This is a genomic window from Roseibium sp. RP-7 (assembly GCF_053005225.1).
The window spans coordinates 2287300-2313178 of record NZ_JBRKQA010000001.1 but is presented as its reverse complement, the minus strand read 5'-3'; the positions used below and the strand labels follow the sequence as shown (position 1 = coordinate 2313178).

General features: G+C 58.4%; 26 protein-coding genes, 1 pseudogene and 1 riboswitch. Of the genes and pseudogenes, 8 read left to right on the top strand and 19 right to left on the bottom strand.

The window, feature by feature from the left end; translation table 11 throughout:
• The first annotated feature begins 81 nt into the window (after positions 1–81).
• Together ACVDG9_RS10520 and ACVDG9_RS10515 are read left to right on the top strand one after the other, a co-directional pair.
• Positions 82–660: a YcjF family protein gene (locus ACVDG9_RS10520; protein WP_023004114.1), complete on the top strand. Its 579-nt coding sequence runs from the start codon at positions 82–84 to the stop codon at positions 658–660.
• Positions 660–836 (top strand): hypothetical protein, encoded by a 177-nt coding sequence (locus ACVDG9_RS10515; protein WP_023004113.1) that lies wholly within the window; start codon positions 660–662, stop codon positions 834–836. Before ACVDG9_RS10520 ends, ACVDG9_RS10515 begins: the two co-directional genes overlap by 1 nt.
• A gap of 226 nt (positions 837–1062) precedes the next feature.
• On the opposite strand, the gene ACVDG9_RS10510 is transcribed toward ACVDG9_RS10515, so the two are convergent.
• Positions 1063–1416: a cupin domain-containing protein gene (locus tag ACVDG9_RS10510; RefSeq protein WP_370199061.1), complete on the bottom strand. Its 354-nt coding sequence runs from the start codon at positions 1414–1416 to the stop codon at positions 1063–1065.
• Between the two features lie 98 nt (positions 1417–1514).
• Positions 1515–2345, bottom strand: coding sequence for a peptidoglycan-binding domain-containing protein (locus tag ACVDG9_RS10505; RefSeq protein WP_023004111.1), 831 nt, complete (start codon positions 2343–2345; stop codon positions 1515–1517).
• A gap of 222 nt (positions 2346–2567) precedes the next feature.
• Between ACVDG9_RS10505 and ACVDG9_RS10500 the strand changes: the two genes are divergently transcribed.
• The gene (locus ACVDG9_RS10500; protein WP_062488972.1) at positions 2568–3449 is read left to right on the top strand and encodes a DMT family transporter; all 882 of its coding nucleotides are present in this window, start codon (positions 2568–2570) and stop codon (positions 3447–3449) included.
• Between the two features lie 42 nt (positions 3450–3491).
• Here the strand turns inward: ACVDG9_RS10500 and ACVDG9_RS10495 are convergent, their stop codons facing one another.
• From ACVDG9_RS10495 to ACVDG9_RS10485, 3 genes are read right to left on the bottom strand one after another with little or no spacing between them, the layout of a single operon-like run.
• Positions 3492–4556, bottom strand: coding sequence for a TRAP transporter substrate-binding protein (locus tag ACVDG9_RS10495; protein WP_023004109.1), 1065 nt, complete (start codon positions 4554–4556; stop codon positions 3492–3494).
• 20 nt (positions 4557–4576) lie between these two features.
• Positions 4577–6142, bottom strand: a complete 1566-nt coding sequence (locus ACVDG9_RS10490) for a TRAP transporter large permease (RefSeq protein ID WP_447237920.1) — start codon at positions 6140–6142, stop codon at positions 4577–4579.
• Positions 6139–6612: a TRAP transporter small permease subunit gene (locus tag ACVDG9_RS10485; RefSeq protein ID WP_208984142.1), complete on the bottom strand. Its 474-nt coding sequence runs from the start codon at positions 6610–6612 to the stop codon at positions 6139–6141. Before ACVDG9_RS10485 ends, ACVDG9_RS10490 begins: the two co-directional genes overlap by 4 nt.
• 433 nt (positions 6613–7045) lie before the next feature.
• Here ACVDG9_RS10485 and ACVDG9_RS10480 point away from each other — a divergent pair, with 433 nt between their 5' ends.
• A complete protein-coding gene (locus ACVDG9_RS10480) occupies positions 7046–7588 on the top strand; it encodes a peroxiredoxin (RefSeq protein ID WP_447237918.1) in 543 nt (180 codons plus the stop codon).
• A gap of 84 nt (positions 7589–7672) precedes the next feature.
• Here ACVDG9_RS10480 and cydX read toward each other — a convergent pair whose 3' ends face one another.
• The 8 genes from cydX to ACVDG9_RS10440 form a co-directional block, all read right to left on the bottom strand.
• Entirely contained in the window at positions 7673–7792 is a 120-nt protein-coding gene (gene cydX / locus ACVDG9_RS10475; protein ID WP_031270783.1) for a cytochrome bd-I oxidase subunit CydX, read from the bottom strand.
• A 12-nt stretch (positions 7793–7804) separates the two neighbouring features.
• Positions 7805–8962, bottom strand: a complete 1158-nt coding sequence (gene cydB / locus ACVDG9_RS10470) for a cytochrome d ubiquinol oxidase subunit II (protein WP_447237917.1) — start codon at positions 8960–8962, stop codon at positions 7805–7807.
• 6 nt (positions 8963–8968) lie between these two features.
• Positions 8969–10573 carry a cytochrome ubiquinol oxidase subunit I gene (locus ACVDG9_RS10465; RefSeq protein ID WP_055653799.1) on the bottom strand — a complete coding sequence of 535 codons (1605 nt, stop codon included), beginning with the start codon at positions 10571–10573 and terminating at the stop codon, positions 8969–8971.
• A 346-nt stretch (positions 10574–10919) separates the two neighbouring features.
• Positions 10920–12626, bottom strand: a complete 1707-nt coding sequence (cydC, locus tag ACVDG9_RS10460) for a thiol reductant ABC exporter subunit CydC (RefSeq protein WP_447237916.1) — start codon at positions 12624–12626, stop codon at positions 10920–10922.
• Complete coding sequence (gene cydD / locus ACVDG9_RS10455) at positions 12623–14326, bottom strand: thiol reductant ABC exporter subunit CydD (protein WP_447237915.1); 1704 nt, start codon at positions 14324–14326, stop codon at positions 12623–12625. Before cydD ends, cydC begins: the two co-directional genes overlap by 4 nt.
• Positions 14327–14735: 409 nt before the next feature.
• Complete coding sequence (locus ACVDG9_RS10450; RefSeq protein ID WP_206906270.1) at positions 14736–15326, bottom strand: TetR/AcrR family transcriptional regulator; 591 nt, start codon at positions 15324–15326, stop codon at positions 14736–14738.
• A gap of 2 nt (positions 15327–15328) precedes the next feature.
• Complete coding sequence (locus tag ACVDG9_RS10445; RefSeq protein ID WP_447237913.1) at positions 15329–15772, bottom strand: methyltransferase family protein; 444 nt, start codon at positions 15770–15772, stop codon at positions 15329–15331.
• Positions 15773–15894: 122 nt separating this feature from the next.
• Entirely contained in the window at positions 15895–17394 is a 1500-nt protein-coding gene (locus ACVDG9_RS10440) for a CoA-acylating methylmalonate-semialdehyde dehydrogenase (protein WP_023004098.1), read from the bottom strand.
• A 340-nt stretch (positions 17395–17734) separates the two neighbouring features.
• Here ACVDG9_RS10440 and ACVDG9_RS10435 point away from each other — a divergent pair, with 340 nt between their 5' ends.
• Complete coding sequence (locus ACVDG9_RS10435) at positions 17735–18616, top strand: LysR family transcriptional regulator (protein ID WP_447237912.1); 882 nt, start codon at positions 17735–17737, stop codon at positions 18614–18616.
• A gap of 27 nt (positions 18617–18643) precedes the next feature.
• Here the strand turns inward: ACVDG9_RS10435 and ACVDG9_RS10430 are convergent, their stop codons facing one another.
• The 5 genes and pseudogenes from ACVDG9_RS10430 to ACVDG9_RS10410 all read right to left on the bottom strand — a co-directional run bounded on the left by ACVDG9_RS10430 (position 18644) and on the right by ACVDG9_RS10410 (position 22037).
• Positions 18644–19249, bottom strand: coding sequence for a thiamine phosphate synthase (locus ACVDG9_RS10430; protein WP_447237911.1), 606 nt, complete (start codon positions 19247–19249; stop codon positions 18644–18646).
• Positions 19246–20019, bottom strand: a complete 774-nt coding sequence (locus ACVDG9_RS10425; protein WP_031270781.1) for a thiazole synthase — start codon at positions 20017–20019, stop codon at positions 19246–19248. The genes ACVDG9_RS10430 and ACVDG9_RS10425 overlap by 4 nt, the downstream gene beginning before the upstream one ends.
• 5 nt (positions 20020–20024) lie before the next feature.
• The gene (gene thiS / locus ACVDG9_RS10420; protein ID WP_447237910.1) at positions 20025–20222 is read right to left on the bottom strand and encodes a sulfur carrier protein ThiS; all 198 of its coding nucleotides are present in this window, start codon (positions 20220–20222) and stop codon (positions 20025–20027) included.
• Positions 20206–21183 (bottom strand): annotated as a pseudogene (thiO, locus tag ACVDG9_RS10415) (glycine oxidase ThiO). Before thiO ends, thiS begins: the two are co-directional and overlap by 17 nt.
• Before the next feature lie 161 nt (positions 21184–21344).
• A riboswitch (TPP riboswitch) is annotated at positions 21345–21465 on the bottom strand.
• A 47-nt stretch (positions 21466–21512) separates the two neighbouring features.
• Positions 21513–22037: a P-loop NTPase family protein gene (locus ACVDG9_RS10410; RefSeq protein ID WP_447237909.1), complete on the bottom strand. Its 525-nt coding sequence runs from the start codon at positions 22035–22037 to the stop codon at positions 21513–21515.
• A gap of 146 nt (positions 22038–22183) precedes the next feature.
• Between ACVDG9_RS10410 and ACVDG9_RS10405 the strand changes: the two genes are divergently transcribed.
• Complete coding sequence (locus tag ACVDG9_RS10405) at positions 22184–23119, top strand: pirin family protein (protein WP_031270780.1); 936 nt, start codon at positions 22184–22186, stop codon at positions 23117–23119.
• On the opposite strand, the gene ACVDG9_RS10400 is transcribed toward ACVDG9_RS10405, so the two are convergent.
• Complete coding sequence (locus tag ACVDG9_RS10400; RefSeq protein WP_152506886.1) at positions 23088–23930, bottom strand: DUF6030 family protein; 843 nt, start codon at positions 23928–23930, stop codon at positions 23088–23090. The genes ACVDG9_RS10405 and ACVDG9_RS10400 overlap by 32 nt on opposite strands.
• A 300-nt stretch (positions 23931–24230) precedes the next feature.
• On the opposite strand from ACVDG9_RS10400, the gene ACVDG9_RS10395 reads away from it, so the two are divergent.
• Positions 24231–24938, top strand: a complete 708-nt coding sequence (locus tag ACVDG9_RS10395; protein WP_023004089.1) for a class II aldolase/adducin family protein — start codon at positions 24231–24233, stop codon at positions 24936–24938.
• 2 nt (positions 24939–24940) lie between these two features.
• Positions 24941–25834, top strand: a complete 894-nt coding sequence (locus ACVDG9_RS10390) for an ROK family protein (protein WP_023004088.1) — start codon at positions 24941–24943, stop codon at positions 25832–25834.
• The last annotated feature ends 45 nt before the right edge of the window (positions 25835–25879 follow it).

Here is a 25879-nt window from a genome sequence, read left to right as displayed (position 1 = left end):
TTGAAATCGGACCGCACTCAAGCTACGCTCACGTAGAGTAAGCAGCGGGGAGCTGCGACGCTGAAGGAAGGAAACTGTGAAATGACAACGAAGTCCACTCGCACAAGTTCCGCAAAATCAGAAGCTGAGGACACTGTTGATGCAGCTGAAAAGCTGGCAGATGGCAAGGCTCAGACCGAAAGTGCTCCGCTGACCCCGGAAGAACGCACGCTGGCAGCCGAAAAGATCATTCGGGACCATGTTATCGTCGGCACAGGTACCGGCCTCATTCCAGTTCCGATCTTCGATCTCGTCGCCGCAATCGGAACGCAGCTCAACCTCATCCGCAAGCTGGCAGCCGTCTATGACGTGCCATTCTCGGAAAATCGCGCAAGAACCGCAGTAACCACGCTTCTGGGAAGTCTCGGCGGTGTCGGTGCGGGAACCTTTATCGCCACCAGCTTCATGAAAACCATTCCCGTGCTCGGCACTGCGCTCGGTATCGTCGGATCAGGCGCTACGCTTGGTGCCTTCACCTTTGCCGTCGGCAAGGTATTCCAGCAGCATTTTGAAACGGGTGGAGATTTCCTGAGTTTCGACGCAGCTGCCTACAAGGAGCATTTCAAGAAGATGGTGAAGAAGGGCGAAGACATCGCGGAAGAGAAGTCGGAAGCCGCCTGATGTTTGTCGCGCCACTGGTCATCTATCTGCTCTTGTGTGTCCTGGTCGGTTACCGCGGTCGGGACACACGGCTTGGTTCGTTCGGCTGCTTCCTGGCAAGCGTGGTGCTGACACCCGTTCTGGTGTTCGTCATCCTTTTGCTGACAGAACCTGCCGGTTTTCAGTCGCAGAAGTAATCTGACCGAAAAAAGCAAACCGGGTAACACCGTTCCCGGTTTCTCTTCAGCTGCCTCAAAAGCCTCATCAGCTTGCGAGCAGCACGATGCTGTTGAGATACCCCAAACAATAGCGCTGCAATCTACCCTGACCTTAACGAACTCCAAAAGGTCAGGGTACGTGCTCATATGCGTTCGCAGCTAATCCTGAAAAGTCACGTTGCACAGCTCCTGGAATGCCCCGTCGTCAAGACGGCAGGCGGATCACAAAAAGCTTGCGAGTGGTTTCAAGGACTTCCCAGGTTCCGGAGAAACCGGGCTGCAGGACAAAGCTGTCTCCGGGGCCAACTTCCCGGGTGAGGCCGTCCTTGTCGGTCAGCACCGACCTGCCGGAAAGGATCGAACAGAACTCCCACTCGTCATAAGAGATTTTCCAGGCCCCCGGAGTTGCTTCCCATACGCCCGAGAACAGCGTCTCGTTGTCCGTCGTTTCAACCAACCAGGTGGTAAACTTAGGATCGCCCGCAATGACCTTTTCCGGTGCTGGCGCATCTTGTTCGGGAACGATGTCGTCTAGATTGAACGGCAGGAAGGCGTGCATGCGGGTCTCTCTGTCAAAGATGGATCAGTTTGAACTGCCGGATGCTAGCCTCCGCTAACGATGCTGACCAGATGACCTTGGTCTGCAATTTTCCGGCATCACGCCCGCAACAGCCGAATGTTGCGCCGCATCTGCTGAATCTGTTCGAAACTCAGCACAAAGGGCGTGGTCCGGGGCAGTGTCGCCAGGATGTTCTGCTTGTGTGCCACATGCTCGCTCACACCCCGCGGGCTGTCGATCAGATTATGGGCGACCTCATGGGCAAGTGTGCTGGCATCCGCGTTCTTCTTGATTCGGGTAACAGCACCCGTGTGGTTGGCCTTGGACAGGGCCAGGTCCGTGTCGGGATTGAAGCGACGGATATAGAACACCATGATTTCATTCGGACGGATCCTGACGGACGTATGCGCCTCGGCAAGTTCCTTCATCCGGGCAAACAAGAGGCCATGCTGCGAAAACTCCGTCTCCTCGGCAGCGGTCAATGCCAGCGACTGGATGGAAGCAACCTCGAAGTTGATACCGTAATGTCCGTAAAGCTCCTTCGCGGTCGTTTCCGCAGTTGCCACCGGAGCATCCGGCGTCACCACGACAAAGATGTGCACACGAACCTTGTGAGTGAAGGACGCGAGCGCCCGGTCCAGCTTGGCCATGGTATTTCGTCCGACGGCGCCGTCGTCCTTGATCGGGGCTCCGCCATGCGTTGAACGCTGGAACTCCTTGACCTTTTGCACGGTTTCACTGCCGTAGACCCCATCCGGACTGAGCCCCGTTCCACCAACGGATTTTGGCATGGGAAACCCCAGGTCAATCAACCCGAACTGAACCAGATGCACTCCATGACCGCTTGACCCGCTGCCGAGCCAAGGGCTGTTGGTGGACGCTGCGGTGAGCTGCGGCACGTTGCGGAAATAGGGAGACGTCAATGCCATGGGACGGGGCTTCCGGACAGTGGACCTGGGAACGTCGAAAACAATCGATGATTGCACCTTACCGCAAAACACTATTGCCTCGAAACGAATTACGTAGCGGCATCAGCAATTTCCGTATTCCAGTTTCTCCTGGTGTCCGGACAGGCCTGATTTCGTGAAATCGTGCCTTGCCGCCTTGCCTGCCCCGATGCTTCACTGCGCCAAAACCAGGGAGACACGGGAATGGAAACGGCCATGACCGGCGGTCGCAATCAGGTGACCACCGGAATCGGAATGATGTGTGCAGGTGTTGTGTGCCTATGCCTCAACGATGCCATTGCCAAAACACTGACGGCTGACTACAGCCCCATCCAGATCCTGTTTCTGCGCAATTTGATCGCGCTTCCGATTGCGGTTCTGATCGCACTAAAAATGGGTGGAAGATCTGCCTTGATCTCGCACCGCCCGGCAGCCCATCTTCTGCGCGGAGTGTTGTGGCTCTGCGCCGCCACGCTGTTTTTCACCGGGCTGAGCCTTCTTGGCCTCGCCGAAGCAACAGCGCTGATTTTTGTCATGCCTGTTTTTGTGACAGCGCTTTCCGCCCTGGTCTTGCGAGAGCAAGTGGGCTGGCGTCGATGGACGGCAGTGCTCGTGGGATTTCTGGGCGTTCTGGTGGTTGTCCGTCCGGGTTCAGGCACTTTCCAGGCAGCATCGCTCCTCCCAATCGCAACGGCTTTCTTCTATGCCGCGCTCATGCTCAGCGCCCGCCTTGTCGACCCGCGCGAGAGTGTCTGGACCCTGATGCTTTATCTGGTGGGGGCCGGCGCAATCATGAGTGCCCTTGCGATGCCCTTCGTCTGGGTGCAGCCACGCGCGGAGGATATCTGGCTGTTTCTTGGCATCGCGCTATTCGGCACGGCCGGTATCACCCTGATGACACAGGCCTTCCGCTTTGCCCCGGCGGCCGTTGTCGCGCCATTCGATTATACCGCGCTCTTGTGGGCGACCCTGCTCGGCTGGCTCTTGTGGGGGGAAATTCCCGACATTGCGACTTATGTCGGTGCCGCGATCATCATCGCGAGCGGCATCGCCATCGTCCTGCGCGAACGGCAGCTGGAAACCTGAAGCCCCGCCGGTGGCCCATGCCACCGGCAGGATCAACTCTGCTTACATGCGCTGGGTGAAAGTGGTTGCCTTCACCAGTGCCGCGTAGTCCTTGGCAAGCTCGAGGAACGCGTCATAGCTTTTCTGCACTTCGGCAAACTTCGGATTGGCGGCAGCGTTTTCCGCCATCACTTCCGCAACCGCCGTCTTCAGCGCAGCCAGGACATCATCCGGGAAGTTGGCAAAGGTAACGCCGTCTTCCTTCAGTTTCTTCATGGCAACCGCGTTGTAATAATCGAACTGTGCGGTGGTCTCGACGGAAGCCGCTTCCGCAGCATAGGCGATGATTGCCTGAAGGTTCGCCGGCAAGCTGTCGTAGGCTTCCTTGTTGACGACGATTTCCAGCGCGGCTGACGGCTCGTGGAAGGCCGGAACATAGCAGTAGCTGGCAACCTTCTGCAGGCCGAATGCCTGGTCCAGCATGGGACCAACCCACTCGGCCGCATCGATGGCGCCGGACTGGAAGGCCGGGAAGATTTCCGGAGGCGGCAGCAGGACAGCGTTGACGCCGAGCTTGCGCATGGCTTCGCCGCCCAGACCGGCAATGCGCATGTTGAGGCCGGCAAGATCGTTGAGGCTTTCCACCGGGTTCTTGAACCAGCCGGCCGCCTGTACGCCCGAACTGCCGGAATAAAACGGCTTGAGGCCGCGTTCTTCATAAAGGCTGTCCCACAGGTCCTGTCCGCCGCCATAGCGAAGCCAGGCGGTTGTTTCGACCGCGGTCATGCCGAAAGGAACGGCAGAGAAGAAGTGCATGGCGGTGTTCTTGGACGCGGCATAGTAAGGCGTCGAATGACCGATCTCGGCAGTGCCCTGCTCCACGGCATCTTCAACACCGAACGGCGGTACGAGCTCACCACTGGAATAGACCTTGAAAGTCAGCTGTCCATCGGACATTGCAGCCACGCGGTCGGCAAAGGCGGTCACGTTGGTGCCCACACCCGGCGCCTTCGCCGGAAAGGAGGTCGGCAACTTCCATTCGATCTTGCCTTGCGCAATTGCCGGTGCTGCCAGCAGGCTGGCAGGTGCGGCGACAGCACCAGCCTTCAGAAAATCACGTCTTTTCATACTTGTGTCTCCCTCGATGTTCAAAACAGGACGTCCGGCAACAGGGTTGCCAGAGCCGGAAAGGCGGCGACCAGACCGAGCGCCAGAAGCTGGATGGCGACAAACGGGATCACCGAAACATAAATGTCAGAGGTGCGGATATCCGCCGGTGCAACCGATCGAAAATAGAAAAGCGCAAACCCGAATGGCGGCGTCAAGAACGAAGTTTGCAGGTTAAGCGCAATCAGGACCGCAAACCAGACCGGGCTTATGTCGCTTTGCAGGATAATCGGCCCGACAATCGGAACAACAATGAAAATGATCTCCACGAATTCCAGAATGAATCCGAGCAGGAAGATCACCAGCATTGTCAGCAACAACATGCCATAAGCACCGCCCGGCAAGGCGTGCAGCAACTCGGCCACATGTTCATCACCGTTGAACCCTCGGAACACGAGCGACAGGATGCTGGCAGCAATCACGATGCCGAAGATCATTCCGGTGATGGTGACGGTTTCCCGCAGCGCGGGCAGGAGTACTCCTCCGCGGATCAGAGAAGCTGCTGCGATGGCCAGCATGACAAGGGCAGCAGCCGTCATAGCGACGGAGACGATCGTCAGTATCGTCCAGCTGATCCGGCCTCCTTCAAACTCCAGACCGAACAGACCGAGCCTGCGCAGGATCAACAGCACAATAGCAAAGGCAGCGCAGGCCATGGCAACACGCGCCACCTTGCCGTCGCTTCCTGCAGCCGCGATCAGGACAGCCCCTGCGACACCGACACTTGCGGCTTCCGTTGGCGTTGCAATGCCAATCAGGATGCTGCCGAGCACGGCGATGATCAACCCGAGCGTGGGCGCGATATCCCGGAATAACTCCCGGCCTGACACGCGAGGCTTTGGTGTCGGGGTCTTAGCTTCCTGTCCTTTCGGAGAGGCCCGGCGCAGTCGCAGCAGGACGTATGCCGCATATAGCGCGACGAGGAGCAGCCCCGGGATCAGCGCACCGGCAAAGAGATCCCCCACCGTGACTGGGTCGGGCGCGAAGTTGCCGGCTTCCTGCTGCGCTTCGAAGTAGGCATTGGATACCTGATCTCCCAGGAGGATCAGAACGATCGACGGCGGAATGATCTGACCGAGCGTGCCGCTGGCGCAAATGAGGCCACTGCTCATGTGCTTGTTCACGCCCGCGGCCAACAGAGCCGGGAGTGTGATCGTGCCCAGCATGACGATGGTTGCCCCGATGATACCTGTCGAGGCGGCAATGAGTGCGCTCACCAGAACCACAGAAAGCGCCAGAGCGGACTGCTGCCCGCCCATTGCGGCCGTCAGGCTCTGCAGCATCCGCTCTGCCTGGCGCGACTTTTCAAGAAGCAACCCCATCAGCACGAAAAGCGGCACCGCCAACAGGAGCGGATTTGTCATCACGCCATAAACGCGCTGGGGAACAGCCTGGAAGAACACGAGGTCAAAATGCCCGGTGGCGGCAGCGACCAGCGCGACAATCGTCGGTGCGCCGGCGATTGCAAGCAGGACCGGCACGCCGGAAAGAATACAGGCAAATACGGAAAGGGCCAGAATGATGAGCCAGATGATATCGGCAGTCATGAAAATTTCCGTCGCATCGCGCCGAACAGCTTTTGAAGGATGTAGATCACCACCAGCGCAGGCAGGATCACCAGACAGGTCTTGACCAGAAACAGGCCGGGCAGACCGCCGGTTTCCGGAGAGCCTTCCAATATCGCCCAGGAGCTTTTGACGAGCGGGAATGCCGTCCAGAGCATGATTGCAAAGACCGGCAGCGCGAGCAGGAGGTCTCCAAGCCAGTCGATACGCCGGTTTGTCCGCTCGCTCCAGTTCTGGCGAAATACATCGACCCGCACGTGCTTGTCTGCATCGAAGGAAACGGCGACAGAAAGGGCCACGAGGGCTGCAAAAGCGTAGTTGACCGCGTCCTGGATTTCCAGAAGACCGAAGCCAAGCAGATAGCGCATGAGCACCATGGCCAGCTGGCCGAAAAAGACGATCGCGGCAAACCCCATGCAAAGCATGTGTACCGCCCGAAAGACCCTACGCATTCATCACTCTTGCTGCTGGAAGTCGCATTTCGCTCTGGTCACGGCGTCAAGACCCGACCTTCTGGAGCCCCCTCCTCAGCCCCGCATTGCGCCACAGGCGAACCACACGGGACGTGGTCAGCTTAATGACCGAAATTGAGCGTGTATACAATGATTTGAGTGCTTTTTCCGGAAAAGGCGGACCACCCACAGAAGTCCGCCAACCGTGCCCCTGGAAATGTCGGCCAGCGGCATATCGCCCCGATTGAGTGCTTCGCACAGGCTTCTTGTCTATTGCGGAGCAAAATGGATTGCGGCATTGCAGCAAATGGGCTAGGCCGAACTTCTCCTCCACTTTCAGGGCGCTTGTGCCCTGCCCGGTTCTCCTCCCGCGGGCAAGGCACGATTTCGGCACTCTGGACAGTTTGCAACCATTCAATTTCTGGAGTTTGCGATGCTCAGCAAAAAAGTTCCGTTCGTTACCTTCCGCACCCGCGTCCGTGATGAATCCATTGAAGGTCCGAACCCGTTCCGCTGGGAAGACAAGACCAGTGACGACTACTTCCAGGGCAAGAAGGTCGTTCTGTTTTCACTTCCAGGCGCATTCACTCCGACCTGCTCCACCTATCAGCTTCCGGATTTCGAAAAGCTGTTTGAAGAGTTCAAGGCTGAAGGCGTTGATGAAATCTACTGCATCTCCGTCAACGACGCTTTCGTGATGAATGCCTGGGCAAAGGCCCAGGGCGTCGAGAACGTCAAGGTTATTCCAGATGGATCCGGCGAGTTCACCCGCAAGATGGGCATGCTGGTTGCCAAGGACAATCTCGGGTTCGGCATGCGCTCCTGGCGCTATGGTGCGGTCATCAATGACGGCATCGTCGAGCAGTGGTTCGAAGAAGAAGGCTTCTCCGACAACTGCGAAAGCGATCCTTACGGCGTTTCCTCGCCGCAGAACATCCTGGAAAAGCTGCGCGCTGCAAAAGTTCAGGCCGCCTGATCCACCAGGACCTGGTTCAGCAAAAAGCCCCGGAGCAATCCGGGGCTTTTTCATTTTCCAACACGATTTCCAGAAAAGTCGGAACTACTTGCGGCCTTCCAGACGGCGGCGTTCGTCCTCCGACCTCAGCTCCAGCCACATCGCGTTCAGGATCGCCATGGCGCAGGCCAAAGGCATTCCGAGGACCCAGGCAAAATACCACATGTTGCAGTCTCCTCAGTAAGCGCTGTGGTTGTCACGTTCGATGGTTTCTTCATCCACCTTGCCCCACAGAACCTTGTACACCCAAGCGGTGTAGACAAGGATGATCGGCAGGAAGATGAGCGTCGCCACCAGCATGTTGAACAAGGTCCGGTGGCTGGAAGATGCGTCCCAAACCGTCAGGCTGGCTTCGGGCTGTATCGATGACGGCAGGATGAACGGGAACATCGAGACACCGACTGTCGAGATGATCCCGAAAATCGCCAGCTTCGAGAAGAGGAAGATCGGCATTTCGAAACGTGTCTGCAAAAGCAAGAGCGTTCCGAACAGGCCAAGGAACCCGAGACCTGGGGCCAGCCAGAGGATGGGGTGGACTGTGTAGTTGTACATCCACGCCCCACCTTCGGTGATCGCCTGCTTTGCCAGTGGATTGGCCGCCATGTTCGGATCGACTTCGGATGTAATGCGGAAACCTTCCACATAGCCGCTGGCAACGAGATACCCGCCTAGAGCGAACAGAGCGATGCTGAGGCCTGCCGTTACTGTGCCGAACCGCCGGGCGCGCGCAGCAATATCACCTGACGCCCGCATCACCAGCCAGACAGCCCCATGCGTGACGAGCATCGTCACCGACAACAGCCCGCACAGCAGCGAGAACGGCGAGAACAGAGCGAAGAACGACCCTTCGTATGTCATCCGAAGATCGTTATCGAGCGAGAACGGGACCCCGAGCAACACATTGCCGACGGCAACACCGAAGACAAGCGCCGGTACGAAAGACCCCGTGAACAGTGCCCAGTCCCAGGCGTTGCGCCAGGAGGGATCCGGCCGCTTGGACCGATACTTGAAGGCTACCGGCCGCAGGATCATCGCGGCCAATAACACGAACATCGCCAGATAGAACCCCGAGAAGCTGATGGCATAGAGTGGCGGCCAGGCAGCAAAGATCGCCCCGCCCCCCAGGATGAACCAAACCTGGTTTCCTTCCCAGGTCGGGCCGATCGTGTTGATGACGACACGCCGTTCGATATCTGTCTCGGCAACAAAGGGCAGCATCGCGCCAACGCCCATGTCGAAACCGTCCATCACGGCAAAGCCGATCAGAAGGACGCCGAGCAGCAGCCACCAGATCATCTTCAGGATGGAGTAGTCGATCATTTCATAGAGGATCATTTTCGATTACTCCGCTGGTACAGAGGCTGCGGCCGGGACCGGCTGCTTTGGCGCGGCCGGAACCGCATCCGGGTTCTCGCCGTCTTCCGGACCGATCTTGATGTATTTGATCATCAGCGTGATCTCGATCACCAGAAGCGTGCTGTAGAGTGCAACAAAGCCGGCAAGCGTCAGCAGGACCTCGGTCACGCTAAGGCTCGAGACACCGGCAGAGGTCGGCAGCATACTTTCGATAATCCAGGGCTGGCGGCCATATTCGGCGACGAACCAACCCATTTCGCAGGCGATCCACGGCAACGGGATCGACCAGACTGCGACATGCAGCAGCCAACGACGCTTTTCTCTGAGAACGTCCAGCCGTCCGGACGACGAATAGTAGAAGAACACCGTGGTCATCAGGATGAAGAAGAAGCCGCACGCCACCATGATCCGGAAGGAATAGAACATCGGCATGACTTCCGGCACGGTGGACCAGGCGGCCGCGTCTACCTGAGCGGTGGTCGCTTCCATCGGATTGTCCGTGAACGGCAGCAGCAGATAGGCGTACCCAAGCGAGTTCTCGTTCTGCAGGAAGGTCTCGCGGACATCCGCACTTGCATTTGCCGGATCCTGCCGGATTTTCTGCAGCGCATCCCAGGCTATGGCACCCTGCCGGATGCGGTCCTTTGTCCGCTCAACCAGATCCTTGATGCCGGGAATGATCGTGTCGAGGGAACGCGTTGCGATCAGGCCCATGACATAGGGCACTTCGATGGCAAAGACGTTCTCCCGCTTCTCCATATCCGCCCAGGCAATCACGTTAAACGAGGCCGGAGCCGGCTCGGTCTCCCACATGGCCTCGATCGTCGCCAGTTTCATCTTCTGGTTCAGGTTGGCCTCATAGCCGCTTTCATCCCCGAGAACGACAACCGAAAGTGCAGAAGCAAAGCCGAAGGCGGACGCGATGGCCATGGATCGTTTGGCGATCGGAATATGTCGGCCTTTCAACATGTACCAGGCAGAGATACCCAGAACGAACATCGACGCGGTGACATAACCTGCAGAAACGGTGTGCACGAACTTGGCCTGCGCCACCGGATTGAACAGCACTTCATAGAAACTGGTGACTTCCATGCGCATGGTGTCGGGGTTGAATGCGGACCCGACAGGGTGTTGCATCCAGCCGTTGGCGATCAGGATCCAGAGTGCCGACAGGTTTGTTCCAATCGCTACGGCCCACGTGGCAGCCAGATGCTGGCGCTTGGAGAGCCTGTCCCAGCCGAAGAAGAACAGACCAACGAATGTGGCTTCCAGAAAGAAAGCCATCAGGCCCTCGATCGCCAGAGGCGCACCAAAGACATCGCCGACATACTGACTGAAGTAGGCCCAGTTCATGCCGAACTGGAACTCCATCGTCAGACCGGTAGCGACCCCCAGGACGAAGTTGATCCCGAACAAGGTGCCCCAGAACTTGACCATGCGTTTCCAGACCTCTCGGCCGGTCATCACATAGACTGTTTCCATGGTGGCCAGCAGGATCGACAGGCCGATGGTCAAAGGCACAAACAGGAAGTGGTAGAGCGCTGTCATGGCAAATTGCAGCCGGGACAGGTCAACGACGTTCAGTTCCATCGTATTCCCCCTTTACGGACCGGAGAGGCCCGAGCATTTCGGCAGTCGTGTCAAAGGTTCTATCGAACCGCAACAGGCACGTCTGCACATCAGGACGATCGACGGGTAAATGCCCTGTCGGAGGAGACCGGGCCTGTGTCGATCTTGATTGAAAACCCGGTTTTCGTCCCGATCCGGCAACGGCAATCAACTTCACAGTGAATGCGGATTGCGGCCGCCAATCCCGTCAATGAACCGGCTTGGAAAACGAGTCTTCCTATGGGCTGATCGTGGCCCACCGCCCCCCCAAGGTCAATGCGACAGTTAGGACGCGACAACCTCAAGATGCGGAAAACTGCGGGAGAACTCATTGAAATTCGGAAAGAATTATTTCCGGCGACCGAATGCCGCTGCCGCATGGTGCCGTCAGATCCAGTACGCGGTCTGCCCGCTCCAACTCCTGTCGACGGTGTGCAATCATCAGGACGGCCGCATCGCCGCGATAGGACAAAAAACGGTCCAGAACATCCGCAGCGGTTGCGGCGTCCAGTCCCTCGGTCATCTCGTCCAGAACAAACAGGGCCGGCCGCGTCAGAAAGGCACGCGCCAGGGCAAGACGCCTCTGCTCTCCACCGGACAATCCGAGCCCCCCCTCACCGAGAATGGTCTGCAGGCCTTTCGGATTTTCAGAAATACGTTCAGCAAGCGCCGCCTGTTCAAGCGCACGCCAAAGCTCCGTGTCGCCAGCATCCGGGTTTGCAACACGCAGGTTCTCGGCAACGGTCTCGTTGAAGAGATAGGCCTTTTGCCCAATGACGGTAACCTTGCGGCGTAGCTCTTTCTCGGAGATACGGTCGATTTCCAGCCCACCCAGAAGTATCTTCCCCTGCCCTGGCTTTCGTAACCGAGCGGCCAATGCCCCAATCGTCGACTTGCCGCAACCGCTGCGCCCTGCCAATGCGAGAATTTCGCCCTGCGCAAGGTGAAAGGAGAGCCCCTCCAGAACGCTTCTGTCAGCACCGGGATAGCCAAAACTGACGTCCTCGAAAGCGAGCGCAGGCACGGCGCCTTGGCGTCCGGTTTCTGGTACGGAAAGGCTCTGCGAAGGCTCGACCTCATCGGGGCGACGCATCAAGTGCATGATCCGACCAGCTGCCAACGCGACGCGAGGCAATCTGGAAAGGCCAGGCAAGCTCATCGAAAATATTTCCGGAAGCCCCATCACCACCAGTATCAGACCGACGCTGAAAGCCGCCGTCAGCGCGCCATTCCCGACTTCGTGCAGACAGACAAGAAGCATGACGGCAAGAAACAGCTGTCCAAGGAGCGTGGAACCCGCTGTCAGCTTGCTGGTACGGTGATCCTCAACTTCCTGGGCTTCCGCCAATCGCGTGTCGGCGACAAGGACCGAGTCGGCCGCCGCTTCCAGACCGCCGTAAATCGCAAGATCCCGCCGGCCTGCCGCCAGATCCGCAGCTCGAAGCCGCATGGCATCCAGCGCCGCGTCAGAGCGGCGGGCGGTTTTGGTGTCGGACCGTGCAAAGGTCCAGACCGCGAGCCCGAGCCAGGCCAAAACGAAGACTGCTCCGGTAAGCAACAAAAGCGGCGATACGCTGCTCCAGACCAGAAGCAACGAGACAGCAACAACCAGCGACAGCACCAGAGGAACAACCAGACGCAAATAAACCGTATCGAGGACAGCAACGTCGAGTGTCAGACGATTGAGCAGCAATCCGGATCGCTGACCGTCGTTTGTCTTTAGTGCCATCGCCGCAAACAGCCGGTTTCTGAACCCAGTCAGAAACCGGAACGTGGCGTCATGTGTCAGGACCCTTTCACCGTAACGGCCGGCGGTACGGACAATCGCAAAAGCGCGAATGAGCGCGCTTGGCGCAAAGATGTTCAAGAACGCGCCACTTAAACCCGCAATAGCCGCGGCGGTGATGAACCAGCCGGAAACGCCGAGCAGAAGAAGCCCGGCAGCCGCAGGCAGTAATGCCACGAGAATGCCAAGCCAGAAATGAAAGCTGTCGTACCGGTGCTGGGTGCGAATGATATGCCAGACAGACCTCACGCGAACACCTCCCCTTCGGCGAGGAAACCGAGCGCCTTCAGGTCAATCCGCCGCGAGGCGATTTTCCGAAGGGCCGGGTCGTGTGTGGCGATCACGGCGGTCCGGCCATCGCAAAGTTTCCGCAATCCGTCTATGACATCCGCCGCTGTTTCTTCATCCAGCGAGGCTGTTGGTTCGTCCGCCAGCAGCAGGACCGCATCCTTGCGCATTGCCGCCCTCGCGAGAGCCACCCGGCGGATCTCCCCAACCGAGAGGCCAAAACCGTCTTCTCCCAAAGGTGTTTCCAGACCACGAGGCAAGCGCTGGACGAGCGCTTCGGCCCCGGCAAGGCGAAGGGCTTGCCAGAGATCGTCTTCCGTAACCGCTGCAGATGTATCAACTGCTCTCAGGAGGTTGGCCTTGAGACTGCCGTGAAACAGCCTCGGCGACTGGCCGAGCCATATAACCTTTCGACGCAGCAACGGTGCAATCGCGGTTGCAGTAAGGTCATTCACCTGAATTTCGCCGGAATCAGGCTCCTGGAAGCCCAGTATCCCGTCAATCAGTGTGGTCTTGCCGCTGCCGCTCGGCCCTTCGACCAAAAGCGTTTCATCCGGCTCAATCCTCAGATCGAACTCCTTGAAGACACAGCGCTCATCGTGGGAAATGCCGACAGACCTGAACTGAATAGCGGGCGGGTTTGAAAGTGAAATGGAACCGACCGGCTCGTCTGATCGTTCAGCGCGCTTAGGGTTTCCGGGGGTTTCCTGCGACGGGAAAAGTGTCGCCAGCTTCTTCCGCGCGGCAAGTCCGCCTGCCCGGTCATGATAGGCTGCCGCATAGGCACGCAAGGGGGCAAAGAACTCCGGTGCGAGCAGCAGAATAAACAGGCCCTGCGCAAAGGTCAGGGCCCCGCCCCAGGTTCCAGCCTGGATTTCACCCAATAGCGAAAACCCCACATAGACCGCGCAGAAGGCTATTCCGAGTGCTGAAAAGAGTTCCAGAACGGTTGAGGAGAGGAATGCGATCTTCAGGACGCGCATGGTGCCGGTTCTGAACCGTTCGCCCGCGTCAGCGATTTGCCGCTGGGTACGCTCGATTGCGCCAAACAAGGTCAGTGTTTCCAGGCCCCTGATCCTGTCCAGCAGACTGCCGCTCAGCCGCACCAGTTCCTCCTGTTGCGTCTCGCTCGCAGCCTTGGCACGCATACCAATCAGCGCCATGAAAACAGGAATGAGCGGCCCGCAGACTACCAGGATCAGCGCGCCGACCCAACTGAACACGGCAGTGGCGGCAACGATCCCGAGGGGCACAAGACGAAGCCGAACCTTCTGAGGTTCGAAATTCCGATAGTACGGTCCGAGCAGGTCGACCTGTTCGGTAACATGGGCGGCAAAGGCACCGGAAGATGGGAATTCTGCAGATGGCGACGTTCTGGCGGCAACGGAAAGCAGCTCTGCACGTGCCCTGCTCTGGATTGCACGGGCAGTTTGCCGGGCAACCGTTTCGGCTCGGTTTTGCAGAAACACTCTCAACACAGCAACCAGTGCGATGCCGGCGGCAGCCTGGAAAGCCAAGCTTGTCAGATCGCCTTCGATAACCTGGCCGTCATCTGCGGCGGTAAACATCATGGGGAGCGATCCGAGCGCCCAGGAAATCAATCCGGCCTGTGCAATCCACAGCAGATCGGATACGGCCAGAAGCCGACCAGCCCGTTTCAAGCTGCGGCTTTCTCCTTTGTCCGGCCAGCCGAAAGCAGCTGCTGCTCCGTTGTCCTGCCCCTCACCCTCAGCCACCGTCCCGATCTTTTCCCTTTTTATTGTCACCAGCCGTTTAGTGTCGCCCCGTCCGCCCAAATTCAAGAGGCAGATTGCCACGGTGGCAACGGGAATGCCATGCAAGGGCGACCGGTATCGGCGCAGTACTGCGCCAGCAGATGCCTATTTTCTTTCACCGGATGCACAATCCTGACAAGAGGTTTTCAGGACGCTTGTGAGATCTTCGTTCATGAAATCATCTCCTGAAACTCCAGAAGACAGCTTTGTGAAGGCCTTGTTTCCAACAAACGCCCGAAAAAGGCAGCTGCTGCGTCTAACAGCCAGTGCCTTTAGCGGAGGTTCGCGGTGACAGCTATCGCACGAGACGATGCTCCAATTCGGAAAGCACCGCGGCGAGAACCGCTTCGGCGCGTTCTTCCGTGCACCTTGGCCTAAGGCGGGCAATCAGAAACGGGTCCCTGAACAGTTGCGTTGCGTCTTCAACCAATTCGCACGCCCTTTTCAGCTCGCATCCTTCAAATACGGCGCCGAGGATCCCTTCCAGCATTTTCCGTAATCTGCTCACATGGATGGTGACAGGTTCGGGATGCTCTCCAGCCAGTGTCAGATAGGCCCGGAACAGGTCCGGATCGTCGTCAAACCTTTCTGACTTGATTACGAGCTGCACCCTGACAAAAGCTGCCAATTTTGATTGCCAGCTTTCCGCAGCTGAAATTTCCACCTGAAGCGCAACTTCCACGTCTGCGAACCAGCGTTCCGCCAAGCCGGCCATGAGAGCCGCCTTGTTGGGAAAAAACCGGTAGACATTCGATTGCGACATCCGACAATCGGCCGCCAGATCAGTCACGGAAAAGCGCGGCGAACCTTGCCGCCGCAAGCGGTGTTCCGCAGCCTGCAGCAGACTCTCCCGGATTTCGGCGTTTTCAACCTTCGGTCTTGCCATTTCTAAAGCCAGCGCCTCACATTTTTTCTGTAGTCCAGGTAAGGCTGGCCAAACGTCTTCTCGGCGTTCCGCTCCTCAATCGGGATATACCAAAACTGCGCGGCCAGAAAAAAGACGATTGCGAAAAGGACGTTCAATGCTTCGTTGGTGCAGACAGCGACCCCGAGCAGCATCAACAAAAACCCAAGATACATCGGATTGCGCGAAAGCGCGTAGATGCCGGAGGTGACCAAGCGGGTTGGTTGTCGGAACGTATGGATTTCCGTTTCTTGCGAAAGGAAAGTGCCATGCCCCTTTTTGAGGAAAAACAATCCCAGAGCGACAACTACCAAACCGGTCCACTGGAACGGTGCAGGAAGCATGGGCGAACCGGGAGACAATATCGTAACCGGGACCATCAACAACAGGAACAGGCCGAAAAGGACAGGCGGAATTATCTGAGGCATGAGAGGTCTCCAAGCGCACTTCATAATAAATAATAAAATTCATCTTTTATCATTTTACAAGACAAAAAAGAGGCGCTCCAGGCGAAGCCGGGAGCGCCAGACCGGACTTGGTCCGGGAGGAATTACTTCATCGTCGGGATCACGAACTCGGCCCCGTCCTTCAGACCTGACGGCCAGCGGGAGGTCACGGTCTTGGTGCGGGTGTAGAACTTGAACCCGTCCGGACCATGCTGGTTGAGATCGCCGAAGCCGGACTTCTTCCAGCCGCCGAAGGTGTGGTAGGCGAGCGGCACAGGGATCGGCACGTTGATGCCAACCATGCCGATGTTGATGCGGGACGCGAAGTCGCGGGCGGTGTCGCCGTCACGGGTGAAGATCGCAGTGCCGTTGCCGTATTCGTGGCTGAGCGGCAGATCGAGAGCTTCTTCGTAGGTCTCTGCGCGAACCACGGACAGGACCGGACCGAAGATTTCGGTCTTGTAGATGTCCATGTCCTTGGTGACGTTGTCGAACAGGCAGCCGCCCATGAAGAAGCCGTTCTCATAGCCCTGCATGGAGAAATCGCGGCCATCGACAACCAGCTTCGCACCTTCCTTGATGCCCTGATCGACGAGACCCTTTACGCGGGCAAGCGCTTCCTTGGTCACCAGCGGACCGAAGTCGACGTCATTGCCAGCCGTGTACGGCCCGATCTTCAGTGCTTCCACCTTCGGCGCAAGCTTCTCGATCAGTGCATTTGCAGTGCTTTCGCCAACCGGCACGGCAACAGAAACAGCCATGCAACGCTCGCCGGCCGCGCCGTAACCGGCACCGATCAGAGCATCGGCCGCCTGATCAAGGTCGGCATCCGGCATGATAATCATGTGGTTCTTTGCGCCACCAAAACACTGGGCGCGTTTGCCGGATGCAGTTGCACGGGCATAGACATACTGGGCAATCGGCGTGGAACCGACGAAGCCGACAGCCTGGATGGTTTCATCGTCCAGGATTGCATCGACCGCGCTCTTGTCGCCGTTGACGACGTTCAGAACACCTTCCGGCAGACCGGCTTCGATCATCAGTTCAGCAAGCATGATCGGCACGGACGGATCGCGTTCGGACGGCTTCAGGATGAAGGCGTTGCCACAAGCGATCGCCGGGCAGAATTTCCACATCGGGATCATGGCCGGGAAGTTGAACGGCGTGATGCCGGCAACGACGCCAAGCGGCTGGCGCATGGAGTACATGTCGATGCCAGGACCGGCGCCTTCGGTGAATTCACCCTTCAGGAGATGCGGCGCACCAATGCAGAACTCGGCGACTTCCAGACCGCGGATAACGTCGCCCTTGGCGTCCGGAATCGTTTTGCCGTGTTCGCGGGAAAGAGCTTCAGCCAGCTTGTCCATGTCGCGGTTGAGAAGATCTACGAACTTCATCATCACGCGAGCGCGACGCTGCGGGTTGGTGGCAGCCCAGGCAGGCTGTGCGGCAGCAGCATTGGCAATTGCCGCGTCCATCTCGGCCTGGCTGGCCAGGGCGACCTGCGCCTCGACTTCACCGGTTGCCGGGTTGTAGACGTCTGCAAAGCGGCCGGAGGTTCCCTCCACGTACTTGCCGCCGATAAAATGACCGATCTTCCGCATGTCGCGTTTCTCCCAATATGTCCTGACACCAGCCAAAAGGATTTTGGGCGAGCGTCCGAGATGATGTCTTTCTGACTTTTATTTTTGCTACAAACAAGAACCAGATTTCCGGACCCGTTGTGCGTTTTTCGAAGTTATGCAATAAAACGCCACGAAGCGTTTGAGACAAACGATAGGTCCATTCCCCCTCGGTTGTCATCCCGGCTGAAACTTTACCAAAAGCCGGTGTGCAGCAAGGCGTGAACTCACCACCATGAACGCGGCGGCCATCGTGCCTGGTATCTGACATCAGCTGAAAAAACAAAACGGAGTGGCTGGTCATCGCGGAAAGCAAATCGACATGAACTGGGACGACATCCGCATCTTTCTCGCGATCGCTCGAACAGGACAAATCCTGGCGGCAGCGCGCCGTCTGGGCCTCAACCACGCCACGGTGGCGCGCAGGCTGACGAGTCTCGAAGACAGCATCGGCACACGCCTCTTCGACAGATCAACATCCGGCTGCCTTCTGACGGAAGCCGGCAGCCGCTTCTTTGACCGGGCAGAACGGATCGAAGCCGAGGCGGTGGCAGCGGAAGCCGACCTGACAAACAATACGCCGGAAATTTCCGGAACCGTTCGCATCGGTGCGCCCGATGGTTTCGGTGTTGCGTATCTTGCGCCCCGGCTTGGCAAGCTCACGGAAAAACATCCCGGACTGACGGTGCAGCTCGTTCCCGTACCCCGCTCCTTCTCGCTCTCGCGCCGTGAAGCTGATATCGCCGTGACAATAGACAGGCCGGAAACAGGCAGGCTGGTTGCCGGCAAGCTCGTCGACTATTCGCTCGGCCTTTATGCGTCAAAAACCTATCTGGAAAGCCGGGGAGCGCCTGCCTCCGCAAGCAATCTGATCGACCACGATCTTATTGGCTACGTGGAAGACCTGCTCTATTCGCCATCGCTGAACTATGGCACCGAGATCCTGAAAGACTGGACCGCGCGATTTGAAATCGCCTCCGCACTCGGCCAGACCGAAGCAGTCAGGTCCGGCGCCGGTATCGGCATCCTTCACGATTTTATCGCGCGCGACAATGCCGACCTGATCGCCGTTCTCCCGGAGATAAAGCTTCACCGGGCCTACTGGATGGTGACACATGAAAGTTCACGCCCTCTCCGCCATGTTGCCACGGCACAGGATTTTCTGCGCGACCAAGTCGCGCGCGATAAAGCGATTTTCGTTTAACCAGGCCGAAGGCGAAACGCACCCAACCTACCGCCAGGGATCTGTCGCCATTATCCATTCCCTGGTGCGCGCTTCCGGGTCGGCATTCCGGGTGATGTCGGTGACAACGGCTGCGATATCTGCGCCGTTCTCGAACACACCCGGCAGACGTTCCGGATTGAGGCCGCCAATAGCAACCAGCGGCAATTCGCCGATCTGCCGCTTCCACCGACCGACCTTTTCAACGCCTTGGGGCGCCCATTTCATTTCTTTCAGGATCGTCGGATAGACAGGCCCCAGCGCGACATAATCGGGCTCGATAGAAAGAGCGATTTCCAGTTCCTCTCCGTCATGGGTCGAAACGCCAAGTTTCAGACCCGCCTTGCGAATGGCCGCCACATCGGCATCAACAAGGTCTTCCTGACCAAGGTGGACAAAGTCGCAGTCCAGTTCAATCGCGAGCTGCCAATAGTCGTTCACGACAAGTTGGCAGCCGTGCTTTTCGCAAGCGCTCTTGGATGCTGCGATTTCCTTGCGCAGGACTTCGTCGCTAGCGTCCTTGATGCGCAGTTGAACCAGTTTGACGCCAAGCGGAACCAGCCGCTCGATCCAGTCGGAACTGTCGACGATGAGGTAAAAGGGATCGAGCTTCATTCAAACACCGCCATTCCGAGAACCGGGGTAGAAGGAACCGCCATGTCGCGAGGTTCCAGGGGTTGAGCTTCATAGGCCAGGCGACCGGCCTCAATTGCAACTGCAAAGGCTTTAGCCATTGCGACAGGGTCTCCGGCCTTTGCCACAGCCGTATTCAGCAGCACCGCATCGAAACCGAGTTCCAGAACAGCGGTCGCATGGGACGGTCTGCCAAGACCGGCATCCACAACAAGTGGGATGCCTTTGAAGTGACTGCGATAGGCACGAAGGGCATCCGGATTGACCGGCCCTTTCGCCGAACCGATTGGCGCACACCAGGGCATCAACACCTGGCACCCCGCCTCAAGCAACCGTTCGCCGACGACAATATCGTCCGTCGTATAGGGAAACACCTTGAAGCCGTCATCGCTCAGGATACGTGCGGCTTCCACGAGGCCAAAGACATCCGGCTGCAGGCTGTCATGATGACCGATCACTTCCAGCTTGATCCAGTCGGTTCCAAAAAGGTCGCGTGCCATTTTTGCGGTGGTGACGGCTTCCTTCACCGAATGACATCCCGCAGTGTTGGGCAGCACCTTGACGTTCAGTTCCCGGATCAGGTCCCAGAACCGGCCGCCTCCGCCACTTCCTGCCGTTTCGCGCCGAAGGGACACCGTCAGAATTTCAGCCCCAGATACCTTCACCGCGTCCGACAGAATTTGGGGTGATGGGTACTGGGCAGTTCCAAGCAGGAAACGCGACGCAACGCTTTCGCCATAAACTTCAAACATGGGCGTCATCCTCCCTGCATCGGCGACAGGATCTCGATACGGTCGCCAGCTTGAAGGACGCAAACGCTTCGTTCTTCAGCACAAACCAGATCGCCGTTGCGTGCCGTTGCAAGAAACTCGTGGTCATAGGCCAGTTCGTCCAGAAGCGCAGCCAGCGTCGCGCTGACAACTTCCTGAGGTTCGCCGTTAATGGTTAGCTTCAAGGGACTTCTCCTGAAGGTGTTGCATGATCCTGTCTGCCGCCTCCATGGCAAAATTCGGAGCAAGCAGGAAGCCGTGCCGGTAGAATCCGTTCATTGACAACGTGTTGCCGGTAAACGTGAGACGAGGAAGATTGTTTGGATATGCCGGGCGGAGGCCCACCCCGGTTTCGATGATCTTTGCCTCGGCAAATCCCGGATGCAGGCTGTAGGCGGCATTTAGAAGTTCCATGGTGGACCGAACGCTGACCGCTCCCTGGTCACCGCTTTCGATCATGGTTGCCCCGACCATGAAGACACTGTTGTCACGAGGCACCACATAGACCGGGATGCGCGGGTGCAGAAAACGCACCGGCCGCGAGAGGGAGACATCCGGCGCGTGGAGGATCAGCATTTCACCGCGTACGGGACGCAAATGCGGATCCGGCGAGGCCATGCCGGTACAATCGGCGACAAGATCGGTCGCCGCGGTGAAATGCTGCGCCTCTAACCTCACCTTGGCACCGCTTTCAGACACCTTTGCCCGCAATGCCGTGAGGGCCTGCCGCGGATCGAGATGGGCTTACGCGGCAAAATGGAGCCCCTTTGCAAATCGGCCTGCGAGGTCCGGCTCGAGTGCGCCCAGCGCGTCAGTTTCGAGCCAGACAAAGCCGCTGGTTCGAGAAGCAAAGCGACTTAACTCGCCGGTATCGCGCGGCGCGGCAACAACCAGCGTGCCATTGTGCCGGACCTGTCCCGGCAGGACCTTGCTCCACCAGCCAATGGAGGCTTGCCCGAGCCGCAGAACATCTTCCTCGGCACTTTCCCGCTCACACCATGGCGCCAACATGCCGCCTGCCAGCCAGGAGGCACTGGCGGTGAGATCCTTGTGTTTTTCCAGCAGCTCCACCCGCACACCGCCCGAGACAAGCTCATGTGCCAGTGCCAGACCGGCGACACCCGCCCCTTTGATACCGACCTTCATTCCGCCTCACCTGCCAGGGTGGACGTCAGTCGTTCGACATCACGGAATGTCTGATAGCCCGCTTGCATTCAACGGATCTCCGCAAGGACCGGAAAAGGTCCCGCATTTCGGACATTCGGCTTGGAAAGGTGGCCGGGTTGGAGCATTGCCGTGGCGAACGCAGCTGGCCGAGAACACCTTCCCTTCGCCAGCATGACCTGGATCAGGTTCGTCGGGTCCCTGCACTGCGCAAGTGCGCCAGCAGTATCTCAGCCTCTTCTGGAGGCACCCCGGGTGAACCCCTGTTGTGCCGCCCGTCAGGTGCACCTGTCAAGAGACAGGATGAGCCTTCATCCTTGTTGCCAGGGGCGCGCCAGAAAGTCGTCGATTTCGGCAAGGGTGCTGAACCGATAGACTTTCAGATGGTCCGGAGGTTCGCGGTAGATGTGCTCCAGCTTGGCTCTGGCGGAGTGTCTCGTTCGCCAGATGAACCTCAGGAATTCAACAGTTTGCCAGTTGAACTGCTCCGGGCAGCCCTCGGCCAGATCCGGACGGCTTTGCCCATTGTATTTCACCGACCGTTTCAACACTCGAAATATGCGGCGCATTACCGGAACATCGAGCCAGATGAAAGTGTCGGCACGTTCGATACGTTCCGCATAGGTGCTTGAATGACCGCCCTCGAAGATCCACACATCCTTCAGATGGACCTCATGCGTCAGCTGGTCTTTCTCTTCCCGCGTCCGCTCGTTCCAACCGGAGCGGTAGTGGATCTTGTCCATATGATAGACCGGCAGTCCGGTTTTCCGCCCAAGGGCAACGGCAAGCGTGCTTTTGCCCGACCCCGGGCCGCCAACGATCATCACGCGTTTCATGTCGCACCAAACAAAAGCAAGGAAGGGCCGGTCGTTATACAGATTGTGCAGGGGATGAAAACCCGAAACAGACTGTTCAATGGACACTTCGGCTTCGCTGGCCCTATCTAGTTTGCAAGACAGAATGTTCTTTGATGGAGAGGCAGATGAGCTGGTTGAATTGCCCTGATCCCGTACCGGGAAATGCTGCAAGCTGTGACCCGATTGAAACGATCATCGTACCGCGGACATCCGACCTCGGTGGATTTTCGGTAAGACGTGCCTTGCCGTCTGCCAGGCGGCGGATGGTTGGCCCGTTCATCTTCTTCGACCAGATGGGCCCGGCAGAACTTTTGGTCGGCGGCGGTATCGACGTTCGCCCGCATCCTCACATCGGGTTGGCGACAGTTACCTATCTCTTCGAAGGAGAGATGTATCATCGTGACAGCCTTGGAACGGAGATTGCGATTGCCCCCGGTGCTCTGAACTGGATGAGCGCCGGCAAGGGCATCGTGCATTCCGAACGTGAGAGGCCGGAACGCCTGCAGGAAAAACGTCCCCTGTTCGGCCTGCAGAGCTGGGTGGCCCTGCCCAAACACCTGGAAGAGACTGACCCGACCTTCCAGCACCACGGCACAGAAGAACAGCCGGAATTTGCCGACAAGGGCGCTTCAGTCAAACTTATCGCGGGCGAGCTTTATGGCCACAAGGCACCGGTGAAGACAGCGTCCGACATGTTCTATGCCGATATCACGCTGGAACCGGGAGCGAAGATCCCGCTGGATGCCGGGTGGGAAGAGCGCGGCCTTTACACGGTCTCGGGCCAGATCACCATCGCCGGCCAGAATTTCGATCCGGCCCAGCTGCTGGTGTTCAAGCCGGGTGATCATCTGGTGATCGAAAACACGTCTCCCGTGCCGGCCCGTTTCGTAGTGCTTGGCGGCGAACCGATGGACGGCCGGCGTTATATCTGGTGGAACTTCGTGTCTTCATCGAAAGAGCGCATCGAGCAGGCCAAGGAAGATTGGCGTCTTGGCCGTTTCGATACGGTACCCGGCGATGCGGAAGAGTTTATTCCCTTGCCTGACCGTCCGGGGCCCTGACACTCCAGCCGCTTTCCAGTGGCGGTGCTTTTTCGAACCTGTCGGCGGGCCGGATAAGGTCCGGCTCGCCAAAGTCTAGAATGATGTTGAGCCGTTGGCTTGCCAGCGGGTCCCCCGTCAGATTTGGATCTTCCGGCGAAACCGACAGCCGCACGCCCCGGTGTGTCGTCTCCAGTTGCCTGAACCCGGAAACCGCCTCGCGAAACACTTCCGGAACCGTCCAGCCATACCGAAGCGAGAGGGCGTCGATCACCAGCCAGACCGCATCAAGGCCGATCTGCATCTGGCGCGGATCCTCCACCACCAGCTTCAGCCGCAGATAATCGATGCTTTTTTCCGATGGGCCGCGCAGCAGAAAGAAAAGGGTTGTCGAGCCGTAGTCGACGCTGGGTGTGGTCAAGGGCACCAGGTCGGATGCACATTGCCAGCGGCCTTCACTGAAAGGTGCCCGGCTCCAGCCGGGATTTCCGAGCCCCAGAGACCGTAATTCGTCGCATAGCTGATCCGGCTGACCCAGGAAGCTGCGTTTCAGCTCCGCGGACAGTTCCGGTTCGGGAGCCAGCAGCACCTGCTTGGCCGGAGACTGCAGGGAAGAAAGCGGATCAGGCATCAAGGGGGCGGTTGCAACGCTTTCCTCACTCCCTTGCCCGGCAAGGTGCAGGAACAGGCCGCCAACGGCGAAACCGGCAGCCAGCAACGCCAGGGTTCCCCAGATGTAGTACGGCGTCACCTGAGCACGTTTACGAGATCTGGACGCGCGGGTTGGCAGGCCGGGCCTCCTGGGCTCGCCTCCTTCAGACAGAGTTTCCATGTCCGGCTCGGCCCAGCGCGGGCCCCTGGAACGGTGCCCCGGCCTCGAACTGGATTGCGCTCCCCTGCCCGTCCGGTCTGCCGACATTGCAGCCGATCCAAGCAAATGCCTGAGCTTGTCTGCGAAACCTGCCATTCAGTCCCTTAACACCGCGATCCTCAACCGAGTGGTCAAGGGCACGGGATTTATCAAACCAATACCTTGAAAAGGCAACCGGATACCTGTCATGTAAGCGCCGCTTCCACGGTCGCGCAGCCAAACGTAACGCTCGCACCCGAACCAGAACCAAAGAGGCCCCGAATGCCCACCTTTCCAGGTGACACACCTGACCTGCGCCGTGCGATCATCGAGACAGCCCGCGCCTTGCCTCGTCTCGGACTGACCAAGGGCACGTCAGGAAATGTCAGTGCACGCACCGAATCCGGTTTTTTGGTGACGCCGTCGGGAACGCCTTACGAAAATCTGACTGAAGACAAGATCGTCGCGCTTGACTGGGAGGGCTGCTACCGCGGCGAGACACTACCGTCTTCCGAATGGCGGATGCATCTTGACTTCTATCTGGCGAAGCCGGATTGCGGCGCGGTGGTGCATTGCCATAGTCCTCGCGCGACCGCCCTGTCCTGTCACCGGCGCGGTATTCCTGCATTTCACTATATGGTGGCGCTTGCCGGTGGCGACCGTATCGAATGCGCCCATTACGCCACCTTCGGCACCCGCGGATTGTCCGAGGCAATGATTTCAGCACTTGGCGACAGAAACGCCTGCCTGCTTGCAAATCATGGGCAGATCGCCGGTGGAGCAACCTTGCAGAAGGCGCTGTCGACCGCGGAAGGCGTGGAAGATCTGGCAGACCAGTATCTATCAGCCCTGATCCTGGGTGAACCTGTGATACTGGATGCGGAGGAAATGACCGTAATCTTGAAAAAATTCAAAACCTACGGAAAACAAACAAGCGAACTTGAAGACGGCCAGACAGCTGCCTTCGAACTGCCAAGACGGATGGACTGAAAATGCGGCTGGGAATTGACTGGGGTGGAACCAAGATCGAAATCATCGCTCTTTCCAACGAGGGCGAGGAACTGTTCCGGCAACGGGTCGACACACCCAGGGACGACTATGAAGGTTGTCTGGAAGCAGTCCGTTTTCTGGTCGAGGCGGCCGAAAAGGCAACTGGACAGACGGGAACGCTCGGTCTTGGAATTCCCGGTTCGCTTTCCCCCAAGACAGGCCTGGTCAAGAACGCCAATTCCACCTGGATGAACGGCAAGCCCCTGGACCAGGACCTGCAGAGGGTCCTTGGCCGCCCGGTTCGTATCCAGAATGACGCAAACTGTCTGGCTGTTTCCGAAGCGACCGATGGCGCAGGTGCTGGAGCGCATATCGTTCACGCTATCATCATCGGTACAGGCAGCGGCTCGGGCATTGCCATCGACGCGAAGGCCCATCTTGGTGCCAACGGCATCGGTGGCGAATGGGGAGCGATCACCGTGCCCTGGCTAAAGCCGGAGGAGTATCCGGGTCCCGACAGCTGGATCGGCCACAAGGGCGCCATCGATCGCTGGTGTTCGGGAACGGGTTTTCAGCTTGACTACAAGGACAGGACCGGAACGCTGCTGAAAGGCCATGAGATCATGGCGCTGAAACGTTCCGGCGACGTGGTGGCAACCGCCGTCTACGAGGCTTATGTCAGCCGTCTTGCCCGTGCGCTTGCAATGTCGGCTAATCTGCTCGATCCGGATGTATTCGTCCTGGGTGGTGGCATGTCGAATATCGACGAGCTTTATGCCGACCTTCCGCCCGCGATGACGCCTTACATTTTCTCCGATACCTTCGAGACACCGATCCGCAAGGCTATGCACGGCGACAGCTCTGGTGTGCGGGGAGCAGCCTGGCTCTGGGGGTGAGAAATCACCTGGAACCCAAAGACGACAAACCGATCCCGCGAGTTG